Here is a 19,757-nt window from a genome sequence, read left to right as displayed (position 1 = left end):
CTCATTCATAGGACTTCAAAATGTCTCGTATCTATTTGAAAAAGGCCACTCTTACTTCCCGTTCCGACGCAGGCGAAACGGCTAAAACGGTTGCGACAATTCTTGCCGACATCGAGGCGAGAGGCGAAGAAGCCGCTTTGGAGTATGCCGCAAAGTTCGACAAATATGATGGGAATGTGCAGCTAACGCAGGACGAAATTGACGCTGCCTGCGCGATGGTTCCGCAGAAGCTCAAAGACGACATTCTCTTTGCACACGACAATGTTCGTCGTTTTGCGGAAGTTCAGAAGTCCACAGTTGCGGATGTGCAGTTTGAGATCAATCCAGGGCTACTCGCAGGGCAAAAAGCGATCCCGGTTTCTGCCGCTGGGTGTTACGTGCCCGCAGGCCGCTATCGTCACATTGCCAGTGCTATCATGACGGTCACCACGGCAAAGGTTGCCGGGTGTGAGCACATCACTGTGTGTTCAGCGCCCCAGCCAGGCGTGGGTATTTTTCCTGCAATCGTATATGCTGCGCATGTCTGCGGTGCAGACAAAATTATGGCAATTGGTGGGGTTCAGGGCATAGCTTCCATGGCATTTGGCCTGTTTGGGCAACCAAGGGCAAACATCATTGTCGGGCCTGGCAACCAGTTCGTTGCAGAAGCCAAACGCACTCTCTATGGCCGCGTTGGCATCGACATGATTGCTGGCCCGACCGACAGCCTTATCCTGGCGGACAAGGGTGCTGATCCTCACATCGTGGCAACCGATCTCGTCAGTCAGGCGGAACACGGATATAACTCGCCCGTTTGGCTAGTAACCGATCATCGCCCATTGGCCGAAGACGTTCTGTCACGTGTTCCGGGCTTGATCGCAGACCTTCCGGAATTGAATCGCGAGAACGCAGAGGCCGCATGGCGCGACTATGCCGAAGTGATTGTCTGCTCTGATCGCGAAGAGATGGCGGCCACATCGGACGAGTATGCGCCGGAGCATCTGACGGTTCAGGCTGATGACCTCGATTGGTGGCTAGATCGCCTCCATTGCTATGGATCGCTGTTCTTGGGCGAGGAAACAACCGTGTCTTATGGAGACAAGGCCGCGGGCACGAACCATGTTCTCCCTACATCAGGAGCGGCGAGCTACACTGGCGGACTGAGCGTTCACAAGTACATGAAAATCGTCACGTGGCAGCGGGCAACGCGTGAGGGGTCCAAGCAAGTTGCCGAAGCCACAGCGCGGATATCGCGATTGGAAGGCATGGAAGGCCATGCACGCGCTGCTGATGTCCGGCTCGCTAAGTACTTCCCAGATGAAACCTTTGATTTAACCGCGAATGGCTGATCCTAGAGATCTCTTTGACCTTACTGGCCGTGTGGCTGTTGTGACAGGCGCGAGTTCTGGCTTGGGGCGCCGCGCCACGCAAACCTTGTGCGCGGCTGGAGCATGCGTTGTTGCGGTGGCAAGGCGAGAGCAGGAACTTCAGGAACTTGTCGCTAACCTCAGCCCTGAGAGGGGGTCATTTATCGTTTCTGACGTTACAGATCAAAACCAGTTGGCGGTGCTCACTAAGGAACTAGAAGCGCCCTTCGGGTCCCCAGACATTGTTGTTCACGCCGCAGGGGTGAACACGAGACAGGAGGCGGACGATGTCACCCGCGAAGGGTGGGATAAAACGTTAGAACTGAATCTGTCTGCGCCGTTTTTTCTGTCGCAAGCTCTCGTCGGGCCGATGAAAGCGAAGGCCTGGGGGCGCATTGTAAATTTTGCGTCATTGCAGACCACAAGGGCATTTCCAGGCGGCATCGCTTATGGCGCGAGCAAGGCTGGCGTGGCGCAATTGACGCGAGCCATGGCGGAAGCTTGGTCAAAATTTGGCATCACGGCAAATGCCATTGGCCCCGGCTTCTTTCCGACAGAATTGACCCAGGCGGTGTTTCACGATCCCGAAAGGGCAGAGCGTAACGCGAACCAAACTTGCGTGGGGCGTAATGGACGTTTGGAGGACATCGACGGCCCTCTACTGTTCTTGTGCTCCGAGGCGTCCAGCTTTGTGACCGGTCAAGTTCTCATGGTCGACGGGGGGTTCACGGCAAAATGAAGGCTCTGGTTTATGAGGGTGTTGAAACGCTTACCCTTCGAGATGTTGAAAGGCCGGTTCCTGTAAACGGCGAACAACTCGTCCGTGTTCAGTCGGTTGGAATTTGTGGCTCTGATATGCACGCCTACTTCGGGCACGACGATCGGCGACCAGCGCCTCTGATCCTGGGGCACGAAGCGGCGGGTGTGGTAGAGGAGGGCGCCTGGAAAGGGCGGCGTGTGACGATCAACCCTTTGGTGACATGTGGGGCCTGCCACTATTGCAGTTCTGGCAGAGAAAACCTGTGTCCTGATCGGCAAATCGTCTCGATGCCGCCGCGCGAAGGGGCTTTTGCGCAGTTTGTTTCCATTCCGAGTCAAAACTTGATCGAGGTTCCTGATGCAGTTCCTTTGGAAAAAGCCGCGCTTTGCGAACCCTTAGCGGTAAGTTGGCATTCGGCGACATTGGCTTTGGGAAGCATCCATCCGGATGTGATACGGAGTGCTTTGGTCATCGGTGGAGGCGCCATCGGGCTCGCGGCAGCACTGGCCTTGAAGGCAATGGGCGTTGAAGACATTGAAATCACTGAACCCAACCCTTTGCGACGCAAATTTCTGGAGGAACGATGCGGCTTGAAAGTCAGTAATACGCCCGAGCACACTGCGCCAATTGTCATCGATGCGGTTGGGTATGGAGTGACACGGGCATCGGCCACAAAATGGGTGGAGCCCGGGGGTGTTATTGTCCATGTCGGTCTTGGGGACAGTGCTGATGGGTTAGACGTTCGGCGTATGACGCTGCAAGAGATCACCTTCATCGGCAGCTACACGTACACGGCAAAGAGTTTTTCTGACGCAGCTTTGGCACTGTTTGACGGAAGGCTCGGGCCGCTCGACTGGTTCGCAACACGCGCCCTTTCTGAAGGCGCAAGAGCCTTTAAAGATATTCACGCGGGGCGCGTTGCCGCACCCAAGATCGTTCTCGATCCATGGGCATAAGCAGTTCGAGCCTGAAAGGAGCAAGACATGTATGACAGTATTCTCGTGCCTTTGGCACTCGATCACGGAATATCAGCTCAAACGCTGGAAATCTCTCGCGCCCTCTGCAGCGAGAAAGGGCAGATCACAGCTCTGCACGTTTACGAGGTGCCAAAGGGGTCTGTAAGTGTTTACATCGGTGAGGAAACGGTCGAGCGAGGTTTTGTACGAGCGCGCCAAATCCTAAACCAGAAGGTTGCCGGCATGGAAGGTGTGCGCGCCGAGATCACGCGGGGACAAGCGCATCTTGCAATCATCGAATATGCCAAAAAACATGGCCATGACTGCATCGTCATTGGATCTCACAAACCGGGTTTGGTTGATTACCTCATTGGCTCAACCGCTGCGCGCGTCGTCCGCCATGCCCCCTGCGCTGTGCATGTTCATCGCGACAGCTGAAGCCAATCGCCTATCAGGAGGAATACATTGAATATAGACAAGAAAATCGCAGATGATCTCGTTGCCAACGACATTCGGTTTGTCACCACGGTGCCCTGCAAGCAACTCGCCGGCGTGATCGAAGAAGTCGACCAGCGGGACGACATTTTTCATATTCCCTCAAACAAGGAAGATGAAGGAATGGGACTTTGCGCAGGGGCCTGGATGGGTGGGAAACGTCCTGCAATCATCATGCAAAACACTGCAATTGGCGTCACCATTAACACGCTGGCCACGCTCATTCAGTATTATAGGATGCCGCTTCCAATGATCATTTCTTATCGCGGCGAGCTGCGTGAGCCCGTGGCTTGCCAGGTTGAAATGGCGGTGCACACCAAAGCGCTTTTGGCGCAGTTGAACATCCCAACGTACCATTTCCATTGGCAACGGGACGTCGAAGAGTTCGACAATATCCTGAAATACACCTTCATGTGCAACAAACCCGTGGCAATCTTGACTGACGCGAACTTCTGGGGAGGCTATGGCGACCAATGATCCGTTCCGAAATTCTAAAAGACATCGCGCCGATCCTTCGTGACAAACTTGTGGTCTGTAATATCGGGATTCCTTCACAAGAGCTGCATGCCATCGACGATCAACCGACAAACTTTTACATGCTCGGAACCATGGGACTCGCTTCCTCGATTGGTTTAGGGCTCGCGCTCGCGCAGCCAAAACCTGTCATCGTTATTGATGGCGACGGATCCGTTTTGACCAATCTCGGTACTTTGCCGACTATTGGGAACAATGCACCGAGCAACTACATCCTGATGATCATCGACAATGGTTCCTATGGCTCAACCGGAGACCAGCCGACGTATACAGGCATGAAAACAGACCTTGCAGGTATGGCGAGGGCCGCCGGTTGCGACAATGTGGTCGAGGTTCAGGACGTCGACACAGGCGAGGCCTTGCAGAAAGCCATAGAGGACGGTGTCGCCACTGTGATGGTTGTAAAGTGCGATAGTGGGAATGCTAAAATGCCTGTTATTTCAATGGATCCTGTTGTCATCCGTGACCGTTTCATGAAAGCCGTGGCTGGTTGATGCTCCAAAAGGAGATCCATTCGGCAGAGGATGCTCGGCAGATGGCCAAGCGTCGTCTGCCCAGAATGATCTTTGACTACATCGATGCGCGGCTGGCAACGAAGCGGGAGCGTTGAGAAACCGCCACGCATTGGACGCGGTGAGTTTAACGCCACGGATCTTGCGAGATGTCAGCACGCGCTCACTTGCAACGGAAGTGTTTGGCGCGAAGGCGGGTGTACCCTTTGGAATTGCGCCGATGGGGATGTGCAATCTGTCTGCGCCCGGAGCCGATCTGATGCTTGCGAGACTTGCGGCCAAGTACAAAGTTCCTGTTGGCGTTTCCACTGTGGCTTCGACCCCTATGGAGGAGATAATTGAGGCCGCTGAAGGGCATGCCTGGTTTCAACTCTACTTCAGCGGCGACGGAGAGGGGACATTTCGGTTGGTCGACCGGGCAAAAAGCGCAGCGTATCAAACGCTTGTCCTGACTGTTGACGTACCGGAGGTCGGGCGGCGGTTAAGGGAGTTGCGCCATGGATTTAAGATGCCTTTCAGGATTGGGCCCCGGCAATTTGTGGATTTCGCGCTGCATCCTTCTTGGTCACTCAGAACTTTGAGGTCAGGGCGGCCAGATTTGGCAAACTTCAGGAAGGACGGGTTTGACTTTGACCGAACGGAAAGCCGGGCCAAAGCGACTTGGGATACGTTGTCGGAACTACGGGAAAGGTGGCACGGTAAACTAGTCGTAAAGGGTGTCCTGGATGTTCAAGACGCTATTTGGTTGAAGGAACGCGGGGTAGATGCGGTGCAAGTTTCCAACCACGGCGCGCGCCAGTTTGATTGTGGCCCTTCGCCGATCGAGGTCGTTCCCAATTTCCGGTCTAAATTGGGAGGCGACTACGCAATTTTCTTGGATAGCGGCATCAGGTCTGGCAGCGACATTCTCAGGGCGATAGTTTCGGGGGCGGACTTCGTTTTTGTCGGGCGCATCCTTCAATTTGCCATTGCAGCAAATGGAGAAGCGGGCCTTTTTCAAATGTGGAAAGTGCTGGAAGAGGAATTGAGCATTGCTATGGCAATGGTCGGTTTGTCCGGTTTGGAGCGTGACAGTACTGTGAAAGGAAACCGTAGTTGAAGAGAACAAGTTGCTGACCCAACGTCCGGACATGTCCAAGAAACCTCCGTTTCTCTACTTCAAAACCAGTCCAGGGATTATCCGCCTGGCAGTGATATTTTACGTCCGTTTCCCGCGCTTGTTTCGCAATATAGAGGATCTCCTGCAAAAATGCTGTGTAGATGTAAACCTTGAAGCAGTGCGATACTGGTGGCATCGGTTAGGGCCTTCGTTCGCTTCTGAGGTCAGCAAACACCATATCCGTGGACCGAAATCTATCCGCTGGCGTTGGAACTGAATGAGGTTTTCGTGAAGAAAAACAGTGAGCGGCATGACCTTTGGTGTGCTGTTGACCGCGAAGGCGAGGTGCTCGGAAGCTATGTCACGAGGAAGCGAGACAAGAAGGCTGCGCTAAAATTCCTAAGAAAAGCAATGCGCAAGCATGGTCAACCGGAAGTGATCGTGACTGACAGATTGAGGCCGTACGGGGCTGCGATGAAGGAACTCGGCAACGCCCACAAACAGAAAACGAGCCGTTGGCTAAACTACTGAGTTGAGAGTTCGCACCTGCCTTTTCGACGAAGGGGACGGGCAATGTTGTGTTTCAGACGCATGCGAAGTCTGCAAAAATTCGCCGCCGTTCATGCTTCAGTCTACAACGTTTTCAATTCGGAGCGCAGCCTCCACTCCAGATCAAAATTCAAACTTAACCGTACAGACTCTCTGTCTGAGTGGCGCAGTCTCCGCGCGGGATAAGGACAGTGATGCTGTCTCACCTGACGCGAGGTCGAGTTGGTCTGACAGCGCCAATTAGACCAATCCCGAGAAATTCGGGAATGGTCATTGGTCCTTATGTGGGTTTCAAGACGGCGCGATGGATTGCTCTCGAATGAATGTTGCGGACGTTCGCACGCAAGCTGTCGAAAGTCCGCTATGGGCCGACAGCGGAAGCCGTTAGAAGGGCGGAGAAAAGGCTTTCGCTGCGCCCCGTCTGAACGTCCGCAAAGTGTGAGAATCGCGTCTGCGGATGTCCTGGATTGGCCCTTGGCAGCTGTTTACTTTCGATTTCAGACAAAAACTGCGGCACTTCTAGGCGCCACGCCTAGCTCGCACAGTATATTTTGCCGGCTCAGTTCCCAAAGGAGAACCTGATATCCTTTGGCGACAGACGATTATCCTTTCGCTAGCCCTATAGGCCTCGACGTTTCGATACTCCTGTTTCAAAGGGAGTAGGTCGATGCACCGATCAAAATTTGCAGTGTCTGTAATTTTTGCAGTTTCAATGTCGCCAGATACTGTCTGGGCGGGCGACAATGAACTCTACGACGATCCACCGCCCGAGGACGCGGTATTTGTTCGATGGATTGAGGAAGAAACCGCGCCGAGAGTACTGGGCATCCAAATGCCTAAAAATCCCGGGGACGTCTTTTTTCCAATCTCCGCCGCTCTGACTGACGGCGGGCGTGCAGGGTCGTTTTACACGGCAGCCGTTGATGCTACAGGCAATGTCCATGTCATTCGAGAGCCAGATCGAGGGGACAGATCACAAGTACTTTTGACCCTGCTAAACCTTTCCGATGAGCGCGCGCGGCTTGTTCTGTCAGATCAAAACATCGACGTTATCGGCACCACTGACATCAACAGCGCCGGTGGCAGAACCGTAAATCCTGTTGCCGCCACACTTTTGGTTGTGACCTCTTCAGGGGCCGTTCTGGGCAGTTTTGATGTTCAACTGCGAAGAGGACAGAACATCACGTTTGTGGCACGCCCCGACGGAGCCGACCTCATAGAGAACCGGTTCGGTCCAAACATCGAGGGGTGACGGAATGGTTTTCTCGACCCCCATCTTCGTGTTCGGTTTCTTGCCGTGCTTTTTGGCCGCCTATTATGCGCTGCCGAAAGCTCTTAGAAACTGGCTAATCCTGCTGGCCTCAACGTTGTTTTATGCCTGGTGGCGCGCCGATGCCCTTGTCGTGCTCTACGCCATAGCCGGTGGCAGCTACCTTGCGGGCCACGTTGCATCAAGAACCATTAGCCCCAGAACCAAGACATGGGCGGTCCGGCTTGGGGTTACCTTTAATCTCGCCGTCCTCTGTTGGTTCAAATACACAACCTTTCTGCTCGGCAACCTCAATACGGCATTGGGTGGGGAGGTCCTGATTGTACCGGAGATCATCCTGCCGATTGGGCTGTCTTTCTTGGCGTTTCAATCCATCAGCTATGTGATTGATGTGGCGCGTGGCGATGCGCCTGCCGCAAGGAAGCTCTCGGATTTCCTCGCGTTCTCATCATTGTTCCCGCAGCTGATCGCCGGACCGGTGCTGCGCTACAAGGACCTCGCGCATCAGTTTGCGCACCGCGCTCCCACGCTTTCGCTTTTCTCCAAAGGCCTTCGCAGGTTTCTGCAAGGGCTGGCTATGAAGCTACTTGTGGCGGATAGCGTCGCTCCCCTCGCAGACAGGATGTTCGCTTTGCCCGCCCCGACAATGGCGGAAGCCTGGCTCGGCGCCGCAGCGTACTCCATCCAATTGCTTTTTGACTTCGCAGGCTATTCGGCCATGGCGATTGGCTTGGGCCTTATGATTGGGTTCCACTTCCCGGAAAACTTCAACGCGCCCTATGTCAGCCGATCGATCACCGAGTTCTGGCGTCGCTGGCACATCAGCCTGTCCAGTTGGTTGCGTGATTACCTCTATGTTCCCTTGGGTGGCAACCGGCGCGGCAAGGTCAAGACGTATCGCAACCTGCTTTTAACCATGGTTCTGGGGGGGGTATGGCACGGCGCCAATTGGACCTTTGTGGTCTGGGGCATCTGGCATGGCAGCCTTATGGCAATTGAGCGCGCCTTGGGGGCAAAACACCAAGAAACGGTGTGGCCAAGGGCCGTTGCGTGGCCGCTGACGATGGCGTACGTCATTCTTGGCTGGGTTGTGTTCCGCGCGGAGACGCTGGCTGACGCCGGAGCGATGTACGCTGGCATGGTTGGCGCACATGGCATTGCAATGCGACCGGAGTTGATCACGCTCACCACCACAACGGAACTGTGTTTTCTGCTGATAGGGGCCGCTATCTCCATCGGTCCGCGTCTGGCGCTTCCCAGTCGAACACTCTCACCAGGGCTGCAATCCGCCCTGCTGTCGATCCTCTGTTTCGTCGCTCTGCAGGCGCGCACCAACAGCCCTTTCCTCTACTTTCAGTTTTAGGGAGCAATCCTATGCAAGCTTCGTTGGACAGCCTTTGCACACTCGGGATCGCCGCGCTTCTGGCAGGCCTCTCGGTCACGGCGTTTTCGCACACCGATGCGGGCGACCCTTCAAGGGGATGGGCAAACGGCACCTATCAAAGAGGCTATGAGGACCGTTTTGAGACCTCTGTCCCCGCCCAGGAAAGCGCGGTTGCGCTGTGGTCTGCGGCCAAATGGGTGTTCTTTCGTGAACCCGCTACCGGAGCGGTTTCTGGCAGTGGCGGCTGGCTTTTCACCGCCGAGGAATTTTCCGAGCCGGACAGCCCCCGCGATCTTGCAACCGAGTTGGCGCAGGTCGCCGACGCGTTGGCGGCGGACAGCATAACGCTGATCCCTGTGATCATACCTGACAAGGCGCGCATGCACGCAAACCGGCTCAAGCGAGGGCGATCTGAAGGTCTTGAGACTCGCTATGATGCGGCCCTTGCCACAATCCGGAAAGCCGGGATAATCGAGATTGATCTGCGCGAAGCCCTTCGGTTCGAAGGCAGCTTCATGCGCACAGACACGCACTGGAGCCCGGAAGGCGCGCAACGCGCCGCGGCAACCATCGCCACGTCTCTGGGAGATTTAACGCTGCCGGAGGCGCAGGTGACGACCGTTGCAAAAGGCGCGGCACCGTTTGACGGCGACTTGCTGCGGTTTGTCGCGACCGGTCGCTATCGGGATCGAGTGGGCCCCGCGGCCGAGTTCATCAATACGTTCGAAACCAACGTGACCTCATCCGGAGGATTGTTTGGCGCCTCCGATATCCCTGTCGCCCTGATAGGCACGAGTTACTCGGCCAAGGCCGAGTTCCACTTCGAAGGCTTCCTGAAACAGGCCCTGCAGGCTGACGTTCTCAATCTCAGCCGCGTTGGGCAAGGCCCTTTCAAACCTATGGATGCGTTCCTGGAGGAGCGCTCCAACCTTTCGTCTCTCCCGTCCATCGTTGTCTGGGAGATCCCTGAACGCTTTTTGACCAGCCGGAGACAGCTCCCATGAAATTTCACATCCCACTGATCGCGAGCCTTGTTGTAGGCTCTGCCGCGCAATCCGCTCCCTATTGCGAAAACCTTCTCAACCGAGAAGCCCTTCCCAAGAAGTACGCAAAAATTGCCCCAATCTACAGCGATCAAGCTAGTGGCTGGATTTTCACGCAGGACCAGTTGAAAAACCGCTACGACATGAAGTCTTCCTCGCTCAAATTGGTCCAAGCCATCGTTGAAGAATTCGCGTCCCGAAACGTGCCACTAGCCATTCTCATCGCGCCGCCGCGGCCCGTCATCTCCGGGCAAGACAATCTTGATGCAGCTATGGGACAGCACCTTTACAGCGTGGCAGACGCGCGCTCTTCTTTTGATAAGATGATCGCGCAGCTCGCAAGCACAGGCGCCATTGTTCCTAACCTGTCAAATGTGGCTCTGGCCGACCCCGACATCAGGGACCGTTTCTATTTTCGGCGCGACACGCATTGGACAGCTGTGGGAAGTGCCGTGAGCGCCACTGCTCTCGCACGCACCGTGAACACACATGCACCTGATCTCTTTGCCAATGATGGAAACCTAGCTTTCCGGGAACTTGAGGCCTCGGGCGCGATACAGGAAGAAGGATCCCTTGCCGAAGTTGTACACAAAGCTTGTGGAATAACCTTGCCCGCAGAAACGTCGGAAACTTTCAATCTGTCTCGAAATGGCGACCTATTGGAAACGCACGTGGACGACCCCGCAATTGCCTTGCTTGGAAGCAGTTTTTCCAATCGCTACAAACGAGATCACTATAGGGTCGCGGACGCGTTGGCCCGCGCCTTTGATGCTGATGTCGAGAACTTCTCCGTGTCAGGCGGAGGCCCGATTGGTGCCATTGAGGCCTATGTGATGTCCGGCGCATTGGATCGCAAAGATCACGATCTGGTGGTCTGGGAGCTGCCCTATACCGAAAGCTTCAACTCGCAATCCTTCTTGCGCCAATTGCTGGGCGCCATCAGCGAAAGCCGCGCACCAATCAAAGCCGCAGAATTACAAAAACAGCCTCAAGCAACCCTTGTCAAACTTGCAGAAGGCACCGCGACTTCCGGGATCGAAATAGAGGCTGAGGACATCGCAAAACAGAGTTTTAACCTAGAGGTGCGCTTCGACAATGGATCAACGGCCAAAGTCTATCTTGGGCGCCGCAACTCCGTTCCTGTCAACATGCGTTCATCTAGCTTAAGAAGCAGCCTATCCCACTACGGAAACAGAACCCCTGTAGAGATTGTGGTCACTCCAATCAAAGGTGCCAGTATCAAAGATGTCGCTGTTTTTTAGCCCTGTCGTCTATGCCAAGGCACTAAACTTCTCGGGATTTGACTGTTTCTCAATCCATTGTTTTCGGCTGCCCACAAGCTCATCATGCTACGGAACTATGCGACCTTCAGTAAACGGTTTCGCAATTCAGGATTTGCTTTGACAAACAAACCGGCCGTTGGTTTTCAACTTAGCAATGACGGCTTTGGGCGGAAAGCAGTCATTCGCTATGTTTCCCGTACATTCCTGCAGCTACCCGCTTAACAGACATCGCACACAAGGCTGAACTTGCACATCCAGCGAACGGCGCCATTGATGCGCGGCCGTGTTGCACCAATGTCTACAGTTGGGAGACCGCGGTGAGTTGAGAGGGCCGGCTCGTGTATTATCATATGAGAATGCGAATGTGTTTGAGTGATGGAAGTAGATCAGTATGTGGTGCTATATGTGGTATGGGGGGTATGACATATAGAAAATCACGATAATATAGTTATTTGCGTGATTAATTAGTCGGACACCTCCTCCGCCACTTAGGCTTTTCCCAAAACGTGAGCGAAATCTTGGCCGGATAGGTGCCTAGCGCGAGCTGTACATGAAGGACAGCGCGCGACTTGTACCATTAGGAGGGATCGGGAAAGGGACGGCGCTTTGGATTTGGGCGCGGGCGGCACGGTTGATGTCTGAGTTGCCGGAGCTATCGATAATCTCTACCCAGTTGAGCGATCCGTCCGGATTGATTTCGAAATACACGCGGGCAAAGCCTTTGGCTTTGACATGAACGGGACGGGTGCGGTTGAGGTGGACCAGCACGCGGCCTGCATAGTTGGTTGTGTCTGAATTGCCGGGGCCGCGGGAGTTTGCGGCGGAACCGGATTGGATGCCAAAGCCACCGACAGAAGCTTGCGCGCCTTCTCTGCGGAAGGTTTCCAAAGGCGATTCAAGGGTTTGAGACGGGTTGCGCAGGTTGTCAAAACCGTTTCGGAGGCCGGGGAAAAGGGGCTGAGGGTCGCTCTCCGACGTGTTTTCTTCCGGCTCTGCAGTGATTTCTGGCTCAGGGAGCGGCGTGACCGGTACGATAGGTGTGAGGCTTTCCGGCAGGGACGCGATGACCTCTTGCTCCGAAGCGACGGGCGGCTCGATTTCGGTTTCGGGGCTTGGTGCCGGTTCAGGTGTTTCGGTTTCCTGAAGTTCTGTGTCTGTGCCGAGCGAAGCTGGCGTGTCGTTTTGCGGCGGTACAGGCGTCACGTCATCCGGTGCCGAAGTCGGTTCGGTGATGTCCGGTTCGGGCGCAAAATCGCCTTGGGTACCTGCCAGGGGGACCGGTTCGACAATTTGAGCCGTGCCGGTATCCGGTGCGTAGGTATCTTGCGGATTTTCGGAAGCGACAAGCACCTCGGTGTCAGGCACGTCGGCCTCGGTTGGGGGCTGGACTGGCGCGACCGTTTCCGGCTGTTCTGGCTCCGGCAATGGGTCTGGCTCTTCGGGTGCCTCCAATTGGTCGGCGATGTCTTCAAAGCTGTTACCAAGCGCCACCATGTCGCTGCGCACTTCTGACGGAGGGCTGGTTCGTTCGATGCGCACCACAAAGCCAAGACCGGTCAGGTGTAGTCCCAAGGACACCAGCAGCGCGATGGCTGCGATTAGAAGGGAGCGGCGGATCACTGCAGGGCTCGTTCCGTCACCAGGATCACGGAGGTCGCACCGGCACGGCGCAAAGCACCTGTCACCGCCATCAGCCGTTGCGCGGCGACGTCGCGATCCGGGACAATACGGGTTGGGCCGCTGCCGTTGTCGGCCACGTAAGCCTCTGGCGTCGTTTGTTGCCCGCGAAAAGTGAGGCGGCCATTGACATGTAAGACCAGGGCGTCTGGCGGCTCTCGGCCTTCAAGATCCTGAGTTTGTACCAGGTTCAGATCGGGATCGAGCGGGGCGGCGACAGTTCCGGCAATCAGGAAGAACACCAACATCAAAAAGACAATGTTGATGAGCGGAATGGTGGAGTCGCGTTTTTTGCGAATATTGATCTGCCGGATCATCGTCTCACTCCAGTACCAACACGTTCAGGTCATCACGCGACCGCAGGCCCTGCAGCAGGTCCACCAGCCGCTGCGCGGTCGTGGCGTCATTCAGGCTGACCAGAACTTGGCCGGGGTCAAGCGCGGCAAGCAGGTCGTCCATTGTTGTGGGCTGTCCGTTGAGGGTCAGCTGGTCCGGGCCCAGTTGGACAAAGTAGCGTTGTTGTGCGCTGTCCACGGTGCCGCTGCCTTTGCGGGCGTTACTGAGTTCGATTTCGCCAAATGTTGAAAAGGTCGAAGTCAGCATGAAGAACAACAACAGCAGAAAGATCACGTCGATCAACGGCGTGAGAGCCAATGGTCGGCGGACAAAGGGCGCGAGGTTACGCATGGTCCCGAGCCGCAACCGGGGTGGGCTGGCGGAGGTCATGAGGCATCAGGACGGTGCGCAGAGCTTTGTCGGCAAAGACGCGTTCGCGGGATGTGCGGCTTTCCAGCCAGGACAGGATCATAGAGGTTGGCATGGCCACTGCCAGTCCCACAGCAGTTGTGACCAGTGCCACCCAGATGCCGCCAGCGAGCAAGGATGGGTCCACTGCAGCGCCTGCGGTCTGCAGATTTTGAAAGGCTTCGATCATGCCCAAGACGGTGCCAAATAGGCCAAGAAGCGGCGCAAGCTGGGCAATGGTGTCCAGCAGGCGAAAGCCACGTTCCAGGCGAGCAAGGGCGAGACCAGCCTCTGCATCCAGCCGGTCGCTCAGCGCTTGGGAGGGAGGCGTTTCCAGCGCGGTTCGGATGAACGGTGCCAGATAGCTTCGGCTTTGGGCCAGCCGCGTTTGGGCGGCTTGAGGATCGCCAGCGTCCCAGGCGGCGAGCGCATCAGACAGGACCTTGTGTCGACCAACGCCGGAGGCGGCAAATTGCCAGAGTTTGTAGATAGTGACCGCAACGGTTAGCACGGACATCACCAAGAGAATTGCCACTACTGGCCCGCCAAGGGCCACCACATCGCGCAAACCAGTCATTTTGTTATCCCAGTAGTTTTATGGTGATACGGCTGCTGAGCGTGAGCCCGTCGCTGCAAATGTCACTTTGGGCACCATTGACGGTGCAGGTGTTTGTTCCATTGATCAGGGTTTGACCAATTCCATCACAGGCTGTGGCGGGTACGTCAAACTGGCGCACACGCGGCCTATCGGCCGGCAAGTCGCGGAAATCAAACAAGGACAGGCGCACCACTGCGCCATAGGTGTCAAAGATCACGGTTTCAAACACGGCCTTGTCTATGGCGTTGCCGGTGGTGTTGTTGGCCACAAAGGTGAACCGGCACGCGCCCTGAACATCCTGAACCGCGTTAAGCTCCAGAGATAGACGCTTGGGGGCGATTTCCTGGGACAACGCAGGGCTGCCCACTACGGTGGCGACTATAGCCATTCCGACGCTACGCAAAAAGACGGACATAACATTCCTTATACTGCGGACGCGCGGCTCTGAATTGGCTGATGTGGTCCGGTGACTGCGACCGGTGATACCCTAGCGGATACGTAAGCGGAAGATAGGGATAATTGTCTTGGCAGGTTGTTGCTCGGAGATGGGGAACTGTAAGGGCATTTTGCGTTGTGCTTCACTGCCCTTTCGGTTTTGGTGCCGACAAAAGGGAGGCGCGATATGTTGACGTTGGATCATTTGGCGGTGGCTGGGGAAACGCTGGCTGAGGCGGTGGCTCATGTGGAAGAGGCGCTGGGCGTTGAAATGGGGCCAGGTGGTGAACATGCGCATTTCGGCACACACAATCAGTTGATTGGGTTGGCGGACGGCATTTACCTGGAAGCGATTGCAGCCAATCCGGCAGCGGGCGACTTGCCTTATCCGCGCTGGTTTGACTTGGACCGGTTGCACGGCGCGCCGCGGTTGGGGAATTGGATTTGCCGCACCGATCACATGGATGCGGAACTGGCGCGGCTGGATGTGGATGCGGGCAAAGTGGTGCACCTGACGCGTGGCGATTTGCGTTGGCGCATGGCTGTGCCGGCCAGCGGTGTGTTGCCGTTCGACAACCGCTTTCCGGCGCTGATCCAGTGGGATGTGGCGGTGACGCCTGCGGAAATTCTGGCACCATCCGGCATGGCTTTGGCGCGGCTGGAGGTGGCGCATCCAGAACATGAGGATTTGGCCGCGCATGTTGGGATGAGCGATCCGCGGGTGGTGTTTGTGAAGGGGGACCCTGCGTTGCAGGCCACGTTTGACACGCCACACGGACAACGGGTTTTGCGGTGATCCTGCGAGATGCCACTGCGGCGGACGCCGAGGCGATAGCGGCGATTTGGAACCGCGAAATTCGCGATGGGGTCAGCACGTTCAACACCATCGAGAAAGAGCTTGGGGCGATCAAAGCAGCAATCGCGACTGAGGCGGTTTTCCTAGTGGCAGAAGACGCAGGTGCTGCTGTAGGGTTTGCGACCTTTGGGCCATTTCGTGGCGGACCGGGCTATGCCCGGACCATGGAGCACACGATCTATTTGGCCGAAGCAGCTCGCAGCCAGGGTGTTGGGCGGGCTTTGATGGCAAAGCTGGAAGTCGAAGCCAGGGCACGGGGCGTGCATGTGTTGGTGGCCGGTGTCGGTGGGGAAAACGGCGGTGGCATTGCTTTTCACAAGGCAATGGGCTTTGTCGAGGTTGCGCGAATGCCTCAGGTGGGGCGCAAGTTTGGCCGCTGGATGGACTTGGTTCTGTTGCAGAAATTGCTGTGATGCAGCACTAGCCATTCCGCAAAGAACCGCTAAGGTGGCGCCATGTCGATTTGGTCCCGCATATCCCAAGCCTTGTCCGCACTCAGTCAGGGCGAGTCGCTCTCCACGGTGTTTGACCACCTGCGCGCGCCGCCGGAGCGCTCGGTTGCGTTCACCATCGCCGTGATCGCGCTGGGTGCAAAAATGGCAAAAGCTGATGGGTTGGTGACACGTGATGAAGTCACGGCCTTTCGCGAAGTGTTCCAAATCGCCCAAAAAGACGAAGCCAATGCGGCCAAGGTCTTTAACATGGCGCGGCAGGATGTTGCCGGTTTTGAAGAATATGCCACGCGCATCAAAGGCATGTTCGGTGCGGTGCATGGGCGGCCGGATGACCTGATGGAGGGTTTGTTTCACATCGCGGTGGCAGATGGAGAATATCACCCCAATGAGGATGCCTTCCTCGCGCGGGTGGCGGAAATCCTTGGGGTTGAGGATCATGCGTTCAAAGCCATGCGGGCGCGGTTTGTGCCGGATGCGGAGGCGGACCCTTACACGGTTCTGGGCGTGACGCCGGACATGCCTATGGAAGAGATCCGCAAGGAGTGGCGGCGCTTGGTGCGGGAAACCCATCCGGACGCGATGATTGCGCGCGGCGTGCCGGAAGAGGCGGTCAAGATTGCCGAGAAACGCATGATTGATATCAACCGTGCCTGGGATCAGATCAACGAGGCGGCGTGATGCGGATTGCCACGTATAACGTGGAGTGGTTCTCAAGCCTGTTTGATGATCAAAATCAGTTGCTTATGGATGACGGCTGGTCAGGCCGTCAGGGCGTGACACGGGCGCAGCAGATCGAGGCTGTGGGCACGGTGTTTACCGCCTTGGATGCGGATGCGGTGATGGTGGTTGAAGCGCCGGATCAAGGCAGCAAGCGTGATACGGTTTTGGCGCTGGAGCGGTTTGCCGCAGCTTTTGAATTGCGGGCACACAAAGCGGTTTTGGGATTTGCCAATACCACACAGCAGGAAATCGCGTTGCTGTATGACCCGGAAGCGCTCACGCCAGTGCATGATCCGCGCGGCGTGCCGACCGGGCAGGAGGGCGCCAATGGCGCGCCCCGGTTTGATGGCACGTTGCGGTTGGATCTGGATGTGGATGCCAAAGAGGATTTGGTGGTGTTTTCCAAGCCGCCGTTGGAGCTGGATGTGACCACTGCAAGTGGGCGCAGGCTGCGGCTGATCGGGGCGCATCTGAAATCCAAGGCGCCCCATGGCGCGCGCAACCGTGATGAGGTGATGAAACTCTCCATCGCCAACCGGCGTAAGCAACTGGCGCAGGCGATTTGGCTGCGGCGGCGGATCGAGGAGGAACTTGCCGCGGGAGAGGATGTGATCCTGCTGGGTGATCTGAATGATGGTCCGGGGCTGGATGCGTTTGAGGATCTGTTTGGGCGGTCATCCGTTGAGATTTTGCTGGGCAGCAACAGCAGCCCGCGCATGTATGATCCGCACGCGGAAATGGCGCTGCGCCATAAGTTGGCGGCGCAGCCGACCACGGCGCGGTTTCACATCGAACGCGAGGGGCGCTATCTGAATGCGCTTTTGGACTACATCATGGTCTCGGAAAAACTGCGATCGGCAAACCCACGCTGGCGGATTTGGCATCCGTTTGAAGATCATACATGCTGGGATGTGCCGGAGCTACGCGATGCGTTGTTGACGGCGTCAGACCACTTTCCGGTGGTTTTGGACATCGATATTTGAGCTGTTTGGGAGGGTGCCCCATGAAAACTTTGAAAGCCTGCGTTCTGGGGGTTGGGCTGTGTCTGTCTGCCGGTGGAGCCTCTGCTGAACAAGACAGTGGCCGCAGTTTAATGGCTGAGGGGATGGAGCTGTTTTTACAAGGGCTGCAAGACGAGATCGCGCCAACCCTGGACGGGTTCACGGCAATGATGGAAGAGATTGGTCCGGGATTGCAGGGCTTTCTGGAAGAGATGGGGCCAAAGCTTGGTGCGGTGTTTTCCAAGGTGGAGGACTGGAGCAGTTATCACGCGCCGGAAATGCTGCCCAATGGTGACATAATTATGCGCAAGAAAACACCGGAAGAGATGGGGGAGTCTCGGGAGGATGAGGCCACTGGTGGCATCGAGCTGTGAAACGGCCATAGGGGGCTTTGCCCCCGTCACACAGGTGTGACTCCCCCAGGATATTTGGGGTTAGAAGAAGCCACCCGAGGTCCACGTCCGAGCGTTAGTCTTTCAGGCGTACGCTGCTGGTTGCGCCAAGGGCATTGGCCAGCGCGTTGAAACGGGCTTCGGCCACTTCGCCATAAAGCGGGCCCGTGCTGGCGGGTAATTTGAGGTGCAGCTCGGCCTTTTTCGGGTGGTATTTCAGCGTGCCCATGTTGTCACGATCCTGCTGCCACAACATCGCGCCAAAGCGCATGGCCTTGCCGATCACTTCGGCTTGATGGCGCTCCTTGTCGCTGAGCAGTTGCGCTAGGTCCTCAAACCGGGTGCCTTCGGATTTGTTGCGGTAGCGGTGCAGCAGGGACAGGCCCAGGAACACCCGTTCGGCATGTTTGAGACCGCCGAGATTGGCTCGGGTGGTGCTGTCAAACACGGTTTCGGCGCGATAGTCCGGATGGGCACGCCAGCTGACGTCATGCAGGTAACAGGCGGCTTTGATCAGGCGCAGTTGTTCCGGCCTGGCGGATTTGAAGATCGGGAAGATGAACTTATAGAGCGACTTGCCAAAGCCCGGAATTCGGGCGTCTTTGGCTTCCATAAAGCGGCAGGCTTCGATCAGCGGGTCGCGTTCGCGGATACGGTCCGGCATTTGCTCATACAGCACGCCTTCGCGGATGCCATAAGAACTGATGGCGATGTCATGGGGTTTGAAGCGGCGCAGCACGCCTTTGAGGACTTCGATCGCCAGCGGCACCAGCGCCATACGAGAGCTGGACACGCCACAGCGGGCGCGCAACTCATCCGGGTCGTGTTCCTGAATGTAGCGCGCAGTGTCACGCACCGAAGTGGCGGTCATGCGGTATTCGTGCAGTACTTTTAAGGGGTAGCCACGGCGTTCCATGTCGATACGGGCGATGGCGCGCCAGGAGCCGCCGACAAGGAACAGGCGATTTCGCTGGTGTCCCATCTGTTGGTAGAGGTCATCCAAGGTGTTGTTGATGAAGTCGCGTCGCCCTTTTTTGCCACCCTTCACATCGCGCAGTTTGAGCGGGCCAAGCGAAGAGGTGACGCGTTTGCCGACGAGTCCGTCGTTGATTTCAGCCAGCTCCATGGAGGCGCCGCCGATGTCGCAGATCAGGCCATACGCGCCGGGCCAACCAGTGAGCACGCCTTGTGCAGACAAACGCGCTTCCTCGGCGCCATCGATCACGTGGATATGCACGCCGGTTTTTGCCAGCACCTCGGCGCAGAAATCCGGGCCATCGGTGGCTTCACGCACGGCGGCAGTGGCGACTGCGGTCAATCCATTGAGGCGCATGGAGTCGGCCAGGCGCGCGAAACGAGACAGCGCAGCCAACGCGCGTTCGCGGCCGGTGGGGTTGAGCATGCCGGTTTCAGCGATGCCGGCGCCCAAGGCACACATGATTTTCTCGTTGTAGAAATAGGCCGGGCTGCGAGCGGCACCGTCAAACACCACCAAACGAACCGAGTTGGAGCCCACATCCACCACGCCCACGCGCGACAGGGCGCGGGCCTCGAGGTCTTCAAAGATCGGGCGTTCAAACAGGCTGTGGTCCTGCTGCGGGTCGTGGGGCATGGGGTCGTCTTACGTCAGGAACAGTTTGGTATCGCG

21 protein-coding genes and 2 pseudogenes are annotated in these 19,757 nt (G+C 56.7%); 17 read left to right on the top strand and 6 right to left on the bottom strand.

Annotation, left to right across the window (positions count from 1 at the left end):
* Positions 1–20 precede the first annotated feature (20 nt).
* The 12 genes and pseudogenes from hisD to MK208_RS03845 all read left to right on the top strand — a co-directional run bounded on the left by hisD (position 21) and on the right by MK208_RS03845 (position 11,210).
* Complete coding sequence (hisD, locus tag MK208_RS03900; protein ID WP_294114077.1) at positions 21–1,328, top strand: histidinol dehydrogenase; 1,308 nt, start codon at positions 21–23, stop codon at positions 1,326–1,328.
* The gene (locus MK208_RS03895) at positions 1,321–2,085 is read left to right on the top strand and encodes an SDR family oxidoreductase (protein ID WP_294114075.1); all 765 of its coding nucleotides are present in this window, start codon (positions 1,321–1,323) and stop codon (positions 2,083–2,085) included. Before hisD ends, MK208_RS03895 begins: the two co-directional genes overlap by 8 nt.
* Positions 2,082–3,062 (top strand): alcohol dehydrogenase catalytic domain-containing protein, encoded by a 981-nt coding sequence (locus tag MK208_RS03890; protein ID WP_294114067.1) that lies wholly within the window; start codon positions 2,082–2,084, stop codon positions 3,060–3,062. The genes MK208_RS03895 and MK208_RS03890 overlap by 4 nt, the downstream gene beginning before the upstream one ends.
* A 27-nt stretch (positions 3,063–3,089) precedes the next feature.
* Positions 3,090–3,500: a universal stress protein gene (locus MK208_RS03885; RefSeq protein ID WP_294114065.1), complete on the top strand. Its 411-nt coding sequence runs from the start codon at positions 3,090–3,092 to the stop codon at positions 3,498–3,500.
* 27 nt (positions 3,501–3,527) lie between these two features.
* Positions 3,528–4,034, top strand: coding sequence for a sulfopyruvate decarboxylase subunit alpha (locus MK208_RS03880; protein WP_294114063.1), 507 nt, complete (start codon positions 3,528–3,530; stop codon positions 4,032–4,034).
* A complete protein-coding gene (comE, locus tag MK208_RS03875) occupies positions 4,031–4,585 on the top strand; it encodes a sulfopyruvate decarboxylase subunit beta (RefSeq protein WP_294114061.1) in 555 nt (184 codons plus the stop codon). The genes MK208_RS03880 and comE overlap by 4 nt, the downstream gene beginning before the upstream one ends.
* Positions 4,585–5,702, top strand: a pseudogene (locus MK208_RS03870) (alpha-hydroxy acid oxidase). The gene comE and the pseudogene MK208_RS03870 overlap by 1 nt, the downstream one beginning before the upstream one ends.
* 31 nt (positions 5,703–5,733) lie before the next feature.
* Positions 5,734–6,437, top strand: a pseudogene (locus MK208_RS03865) (IS6 family transposase).
* Between the two features lie 481 nt (positions 6,438–6,918).
* Positions 6,919–7,503 carry an alginate O-acetyltransferase AlgF gene (locus MK208_RS03860; RefSeq protein WP_294114059.1) on the top strand — a complete coding sequence of 195 codons (585 nt, stop codon included), beginning with the start codon at positions 6,919–6,921 and terminating at the stop codon, positions 7,501–7,503.
* 4 nt (positions 7,504–7,507) lie between these two features.
* Positions 7,508–8,884 carry an MBOAT family protein gene (locus MK208_RS03855; RefSeq protein WP_294114058.1) on the top strand — a complete coding sequence of 459 codons (1,377 nt, stop codon included), beginning with the start codon at positions 7,508–7,510 and terminating at the stop codon, positions 8,882–8,884.
* 11 nt (positions 8,885–8,895) lie between these two features.
* Positions 8,896–9,909 (top strand): hypothetical protein, encoded by a 1,014-nt coding sequence (locus MK208_RS03850; RefSeq protein WP_294114054.1) that lies wholly within the window; start codon positions 8,896–8,898, stop codon positions 9,907–9,909.
* Positions 9,906–11,210, top strand: coding sequence for a hypothetical protein (locus MK208_RS03845; RefSeq protein WP_294114051.1), 1,305 nt, complete (start codon positions 9,906–9,908; stop codon positions 11,208–11,210). The genes MK208_RS03850 and MK208_RS03845 overlap by 4 nt, the downstream gene beginning before the upstream one ends.
* A 555-nt stretch (positions 11,211–11,765) precedes the next feature.
* Here the strand turns inward: MK208_RS03845 and MK208_RS03840 are convergent.
* From MK208_RS03840 to MK208_RS03820, 5 genes are read right to left on the bottom strand one after another with little or no spacing between them, the layout of a single operon-like run.
* Complete coding sequence (locus tag MK208_RS03840; RefSeq protein WP_294114049.1) at positions 11,766–12,851, bottom strand: TonB family protein; 1,086 nt, start codon at positions 12,849–12,851, stop codon at positions 11,766–11,768.
* Complete coding sequence (locus tag MK208_RS03835; RefSeq protein ID WP_294114047.1) at positions 12,848–13,225, bottom strand: biopolymer transporter ExbD; 378 nt, start codon at positions 13,223–13,225, stop codon at positions 12,848–12,850. Before MK208_RS03835 ends, MK208_RS03840 begins: the two co-directional genes overlap by 4 nt.
* Before the next feature lie 4 nt (positions 13,226–13,229).
* Positions 13,230–13,595, bottom strand: a complete 366-nt coding sequence (locus tag MK208_RS03830; protein ID WP_294114045.1) for a biopolymer transporter ExbD — start codon at positions 13,593–13,595, stop codon at positions 13,230–13,232.
* The gene (locus tag MK208_RS03825; RefSeq protein WP_294114044.1) at positions 13,588–14,229 is read right to left on the bottom strand and encodes a MotA/TolQ/ExbB proton channel family protein; all 642 of its coding nucleotides are present in this window, start codon (positions 14,227–14,229) and stop codon (positions 13,588–13,590) included. Before MK208_RS03825 ends, MK208_RS03830 begins: the two co-directional genes overlap by 8 nt.
* Positions 14,230–14,233: 4 nt before the next feature.
* Entirely contained in the window at positions 14,234–14,638 is a 405-nt protein-coding gene (locus tag MK208_RS03820; protein WP_294114041.1) for a hypothetical protein, read from the bottom strand.
* A gap of 237 nt (positions 14,639–14,875) precedes the next feature.
* Here MK208_RS03820 and MK208_RS03815 point away from each other — a divergent pair, with 237 nt between their 5' ends.
* Genes MK208_RS03815 through MK208_RS03795 form a run of 5 tightly spaced genes read left to right on the top strand, consistent with a single transcriptional unit; the run spans position 14,876 to position 18,091 of the window.
* On the top strand, positions 14,876–15,481 hold the full coding sequence (locus MK208_RS03815; protein ID WP_294114120.1) for a VOC family protein: 606 nt from the start codon (positions 14,876–14,878) through the stop codon (positions 15,479–15,481).
* Positions 15,478–15,954 (top strand): GNAT family N-acetyltransferase, encoded by a 477-nt coding sequence (locus MK208_RS03810; RefSeq protein ID WP_294114039.1) that lies wholly within the window; start codon positions 15,478–15,480, stop codon positions 15,952–15,954. The genes MK208_RS03815 and MK208_RS03810 overlap by 4 nt, the downstream gene beginning before the upstream one ends.
* Positions 15,955–15,996: 42 nt before the next feature.
* Positions 15,997–16,674 carry a molecular chaperone DjiA gene (locus tag MK208_RS03805; RefSeq protein ID WP_294114037.1) on the top strand — a complete coding sequence of 226 codons (678 nt, stop codon included), beginning with the start codon at positions 15,997–15,999 and terminating at the stop codon, positions 16,672–16,674.
* The gene (locus tag MK208_RS03800; RefSeq protein WP_294114036.1) at positions 16,674–17,699 is read left to right on the top strand and encodes an endonuclease/exonuclease/phosphatase family protein; all 1,026 of its coding nucleotides are present in this window, start codon (positions 16,674–16,676) and stop codon (positions 17,697–17,699) included. Before MK208_RS03805 ends, MK208_RS03800 begins: the two co-directional genes overlap by 1 nt.
* A gap of 20 nt (positions 17,700–17,719) precedes the next feature.
* Entirely contained in the window at positions 17,720–18,091 is a 372-nt protein-coding gene (locus MK208_RS03795; RefSeq protein WP_294114033.1) for a hypothetical protein, read from the top strand.
* A 94-nt stretch (positions 18,092–18,185) separates the two neighbouring features.
* Here the strand turns inward: MK208_RS03795 and MK208_RS03790 are convergent, their stop codons facing one another.
* Positions 18,186–19,721, bottom strand: coding sequence for a Ppx/GppA family phosphatase (locus MK208_RS03790; protein WP_294114030.1), 1,536 nt, complete (start codon positions 19,719–19,721; stop codon positions 18,186–18,188).
* Positions 19,722–19,757: the final 36 nt, after the last annotated feature.

The sequence above is a fragment of the Shimia sp. genome, assembly GCF_022448905.1.
Taxonomy (GTDB): domain Bacteria; phylum Pseudomonadota; class Alphaproteobacteria; order Rhodobacterales; family Rhodobacteraceae; genus Shimia.
Note: the sequence above shows the minus strand (reverse complement) of the source record. Positions and strands in the feature narration are given on the sequence as shown.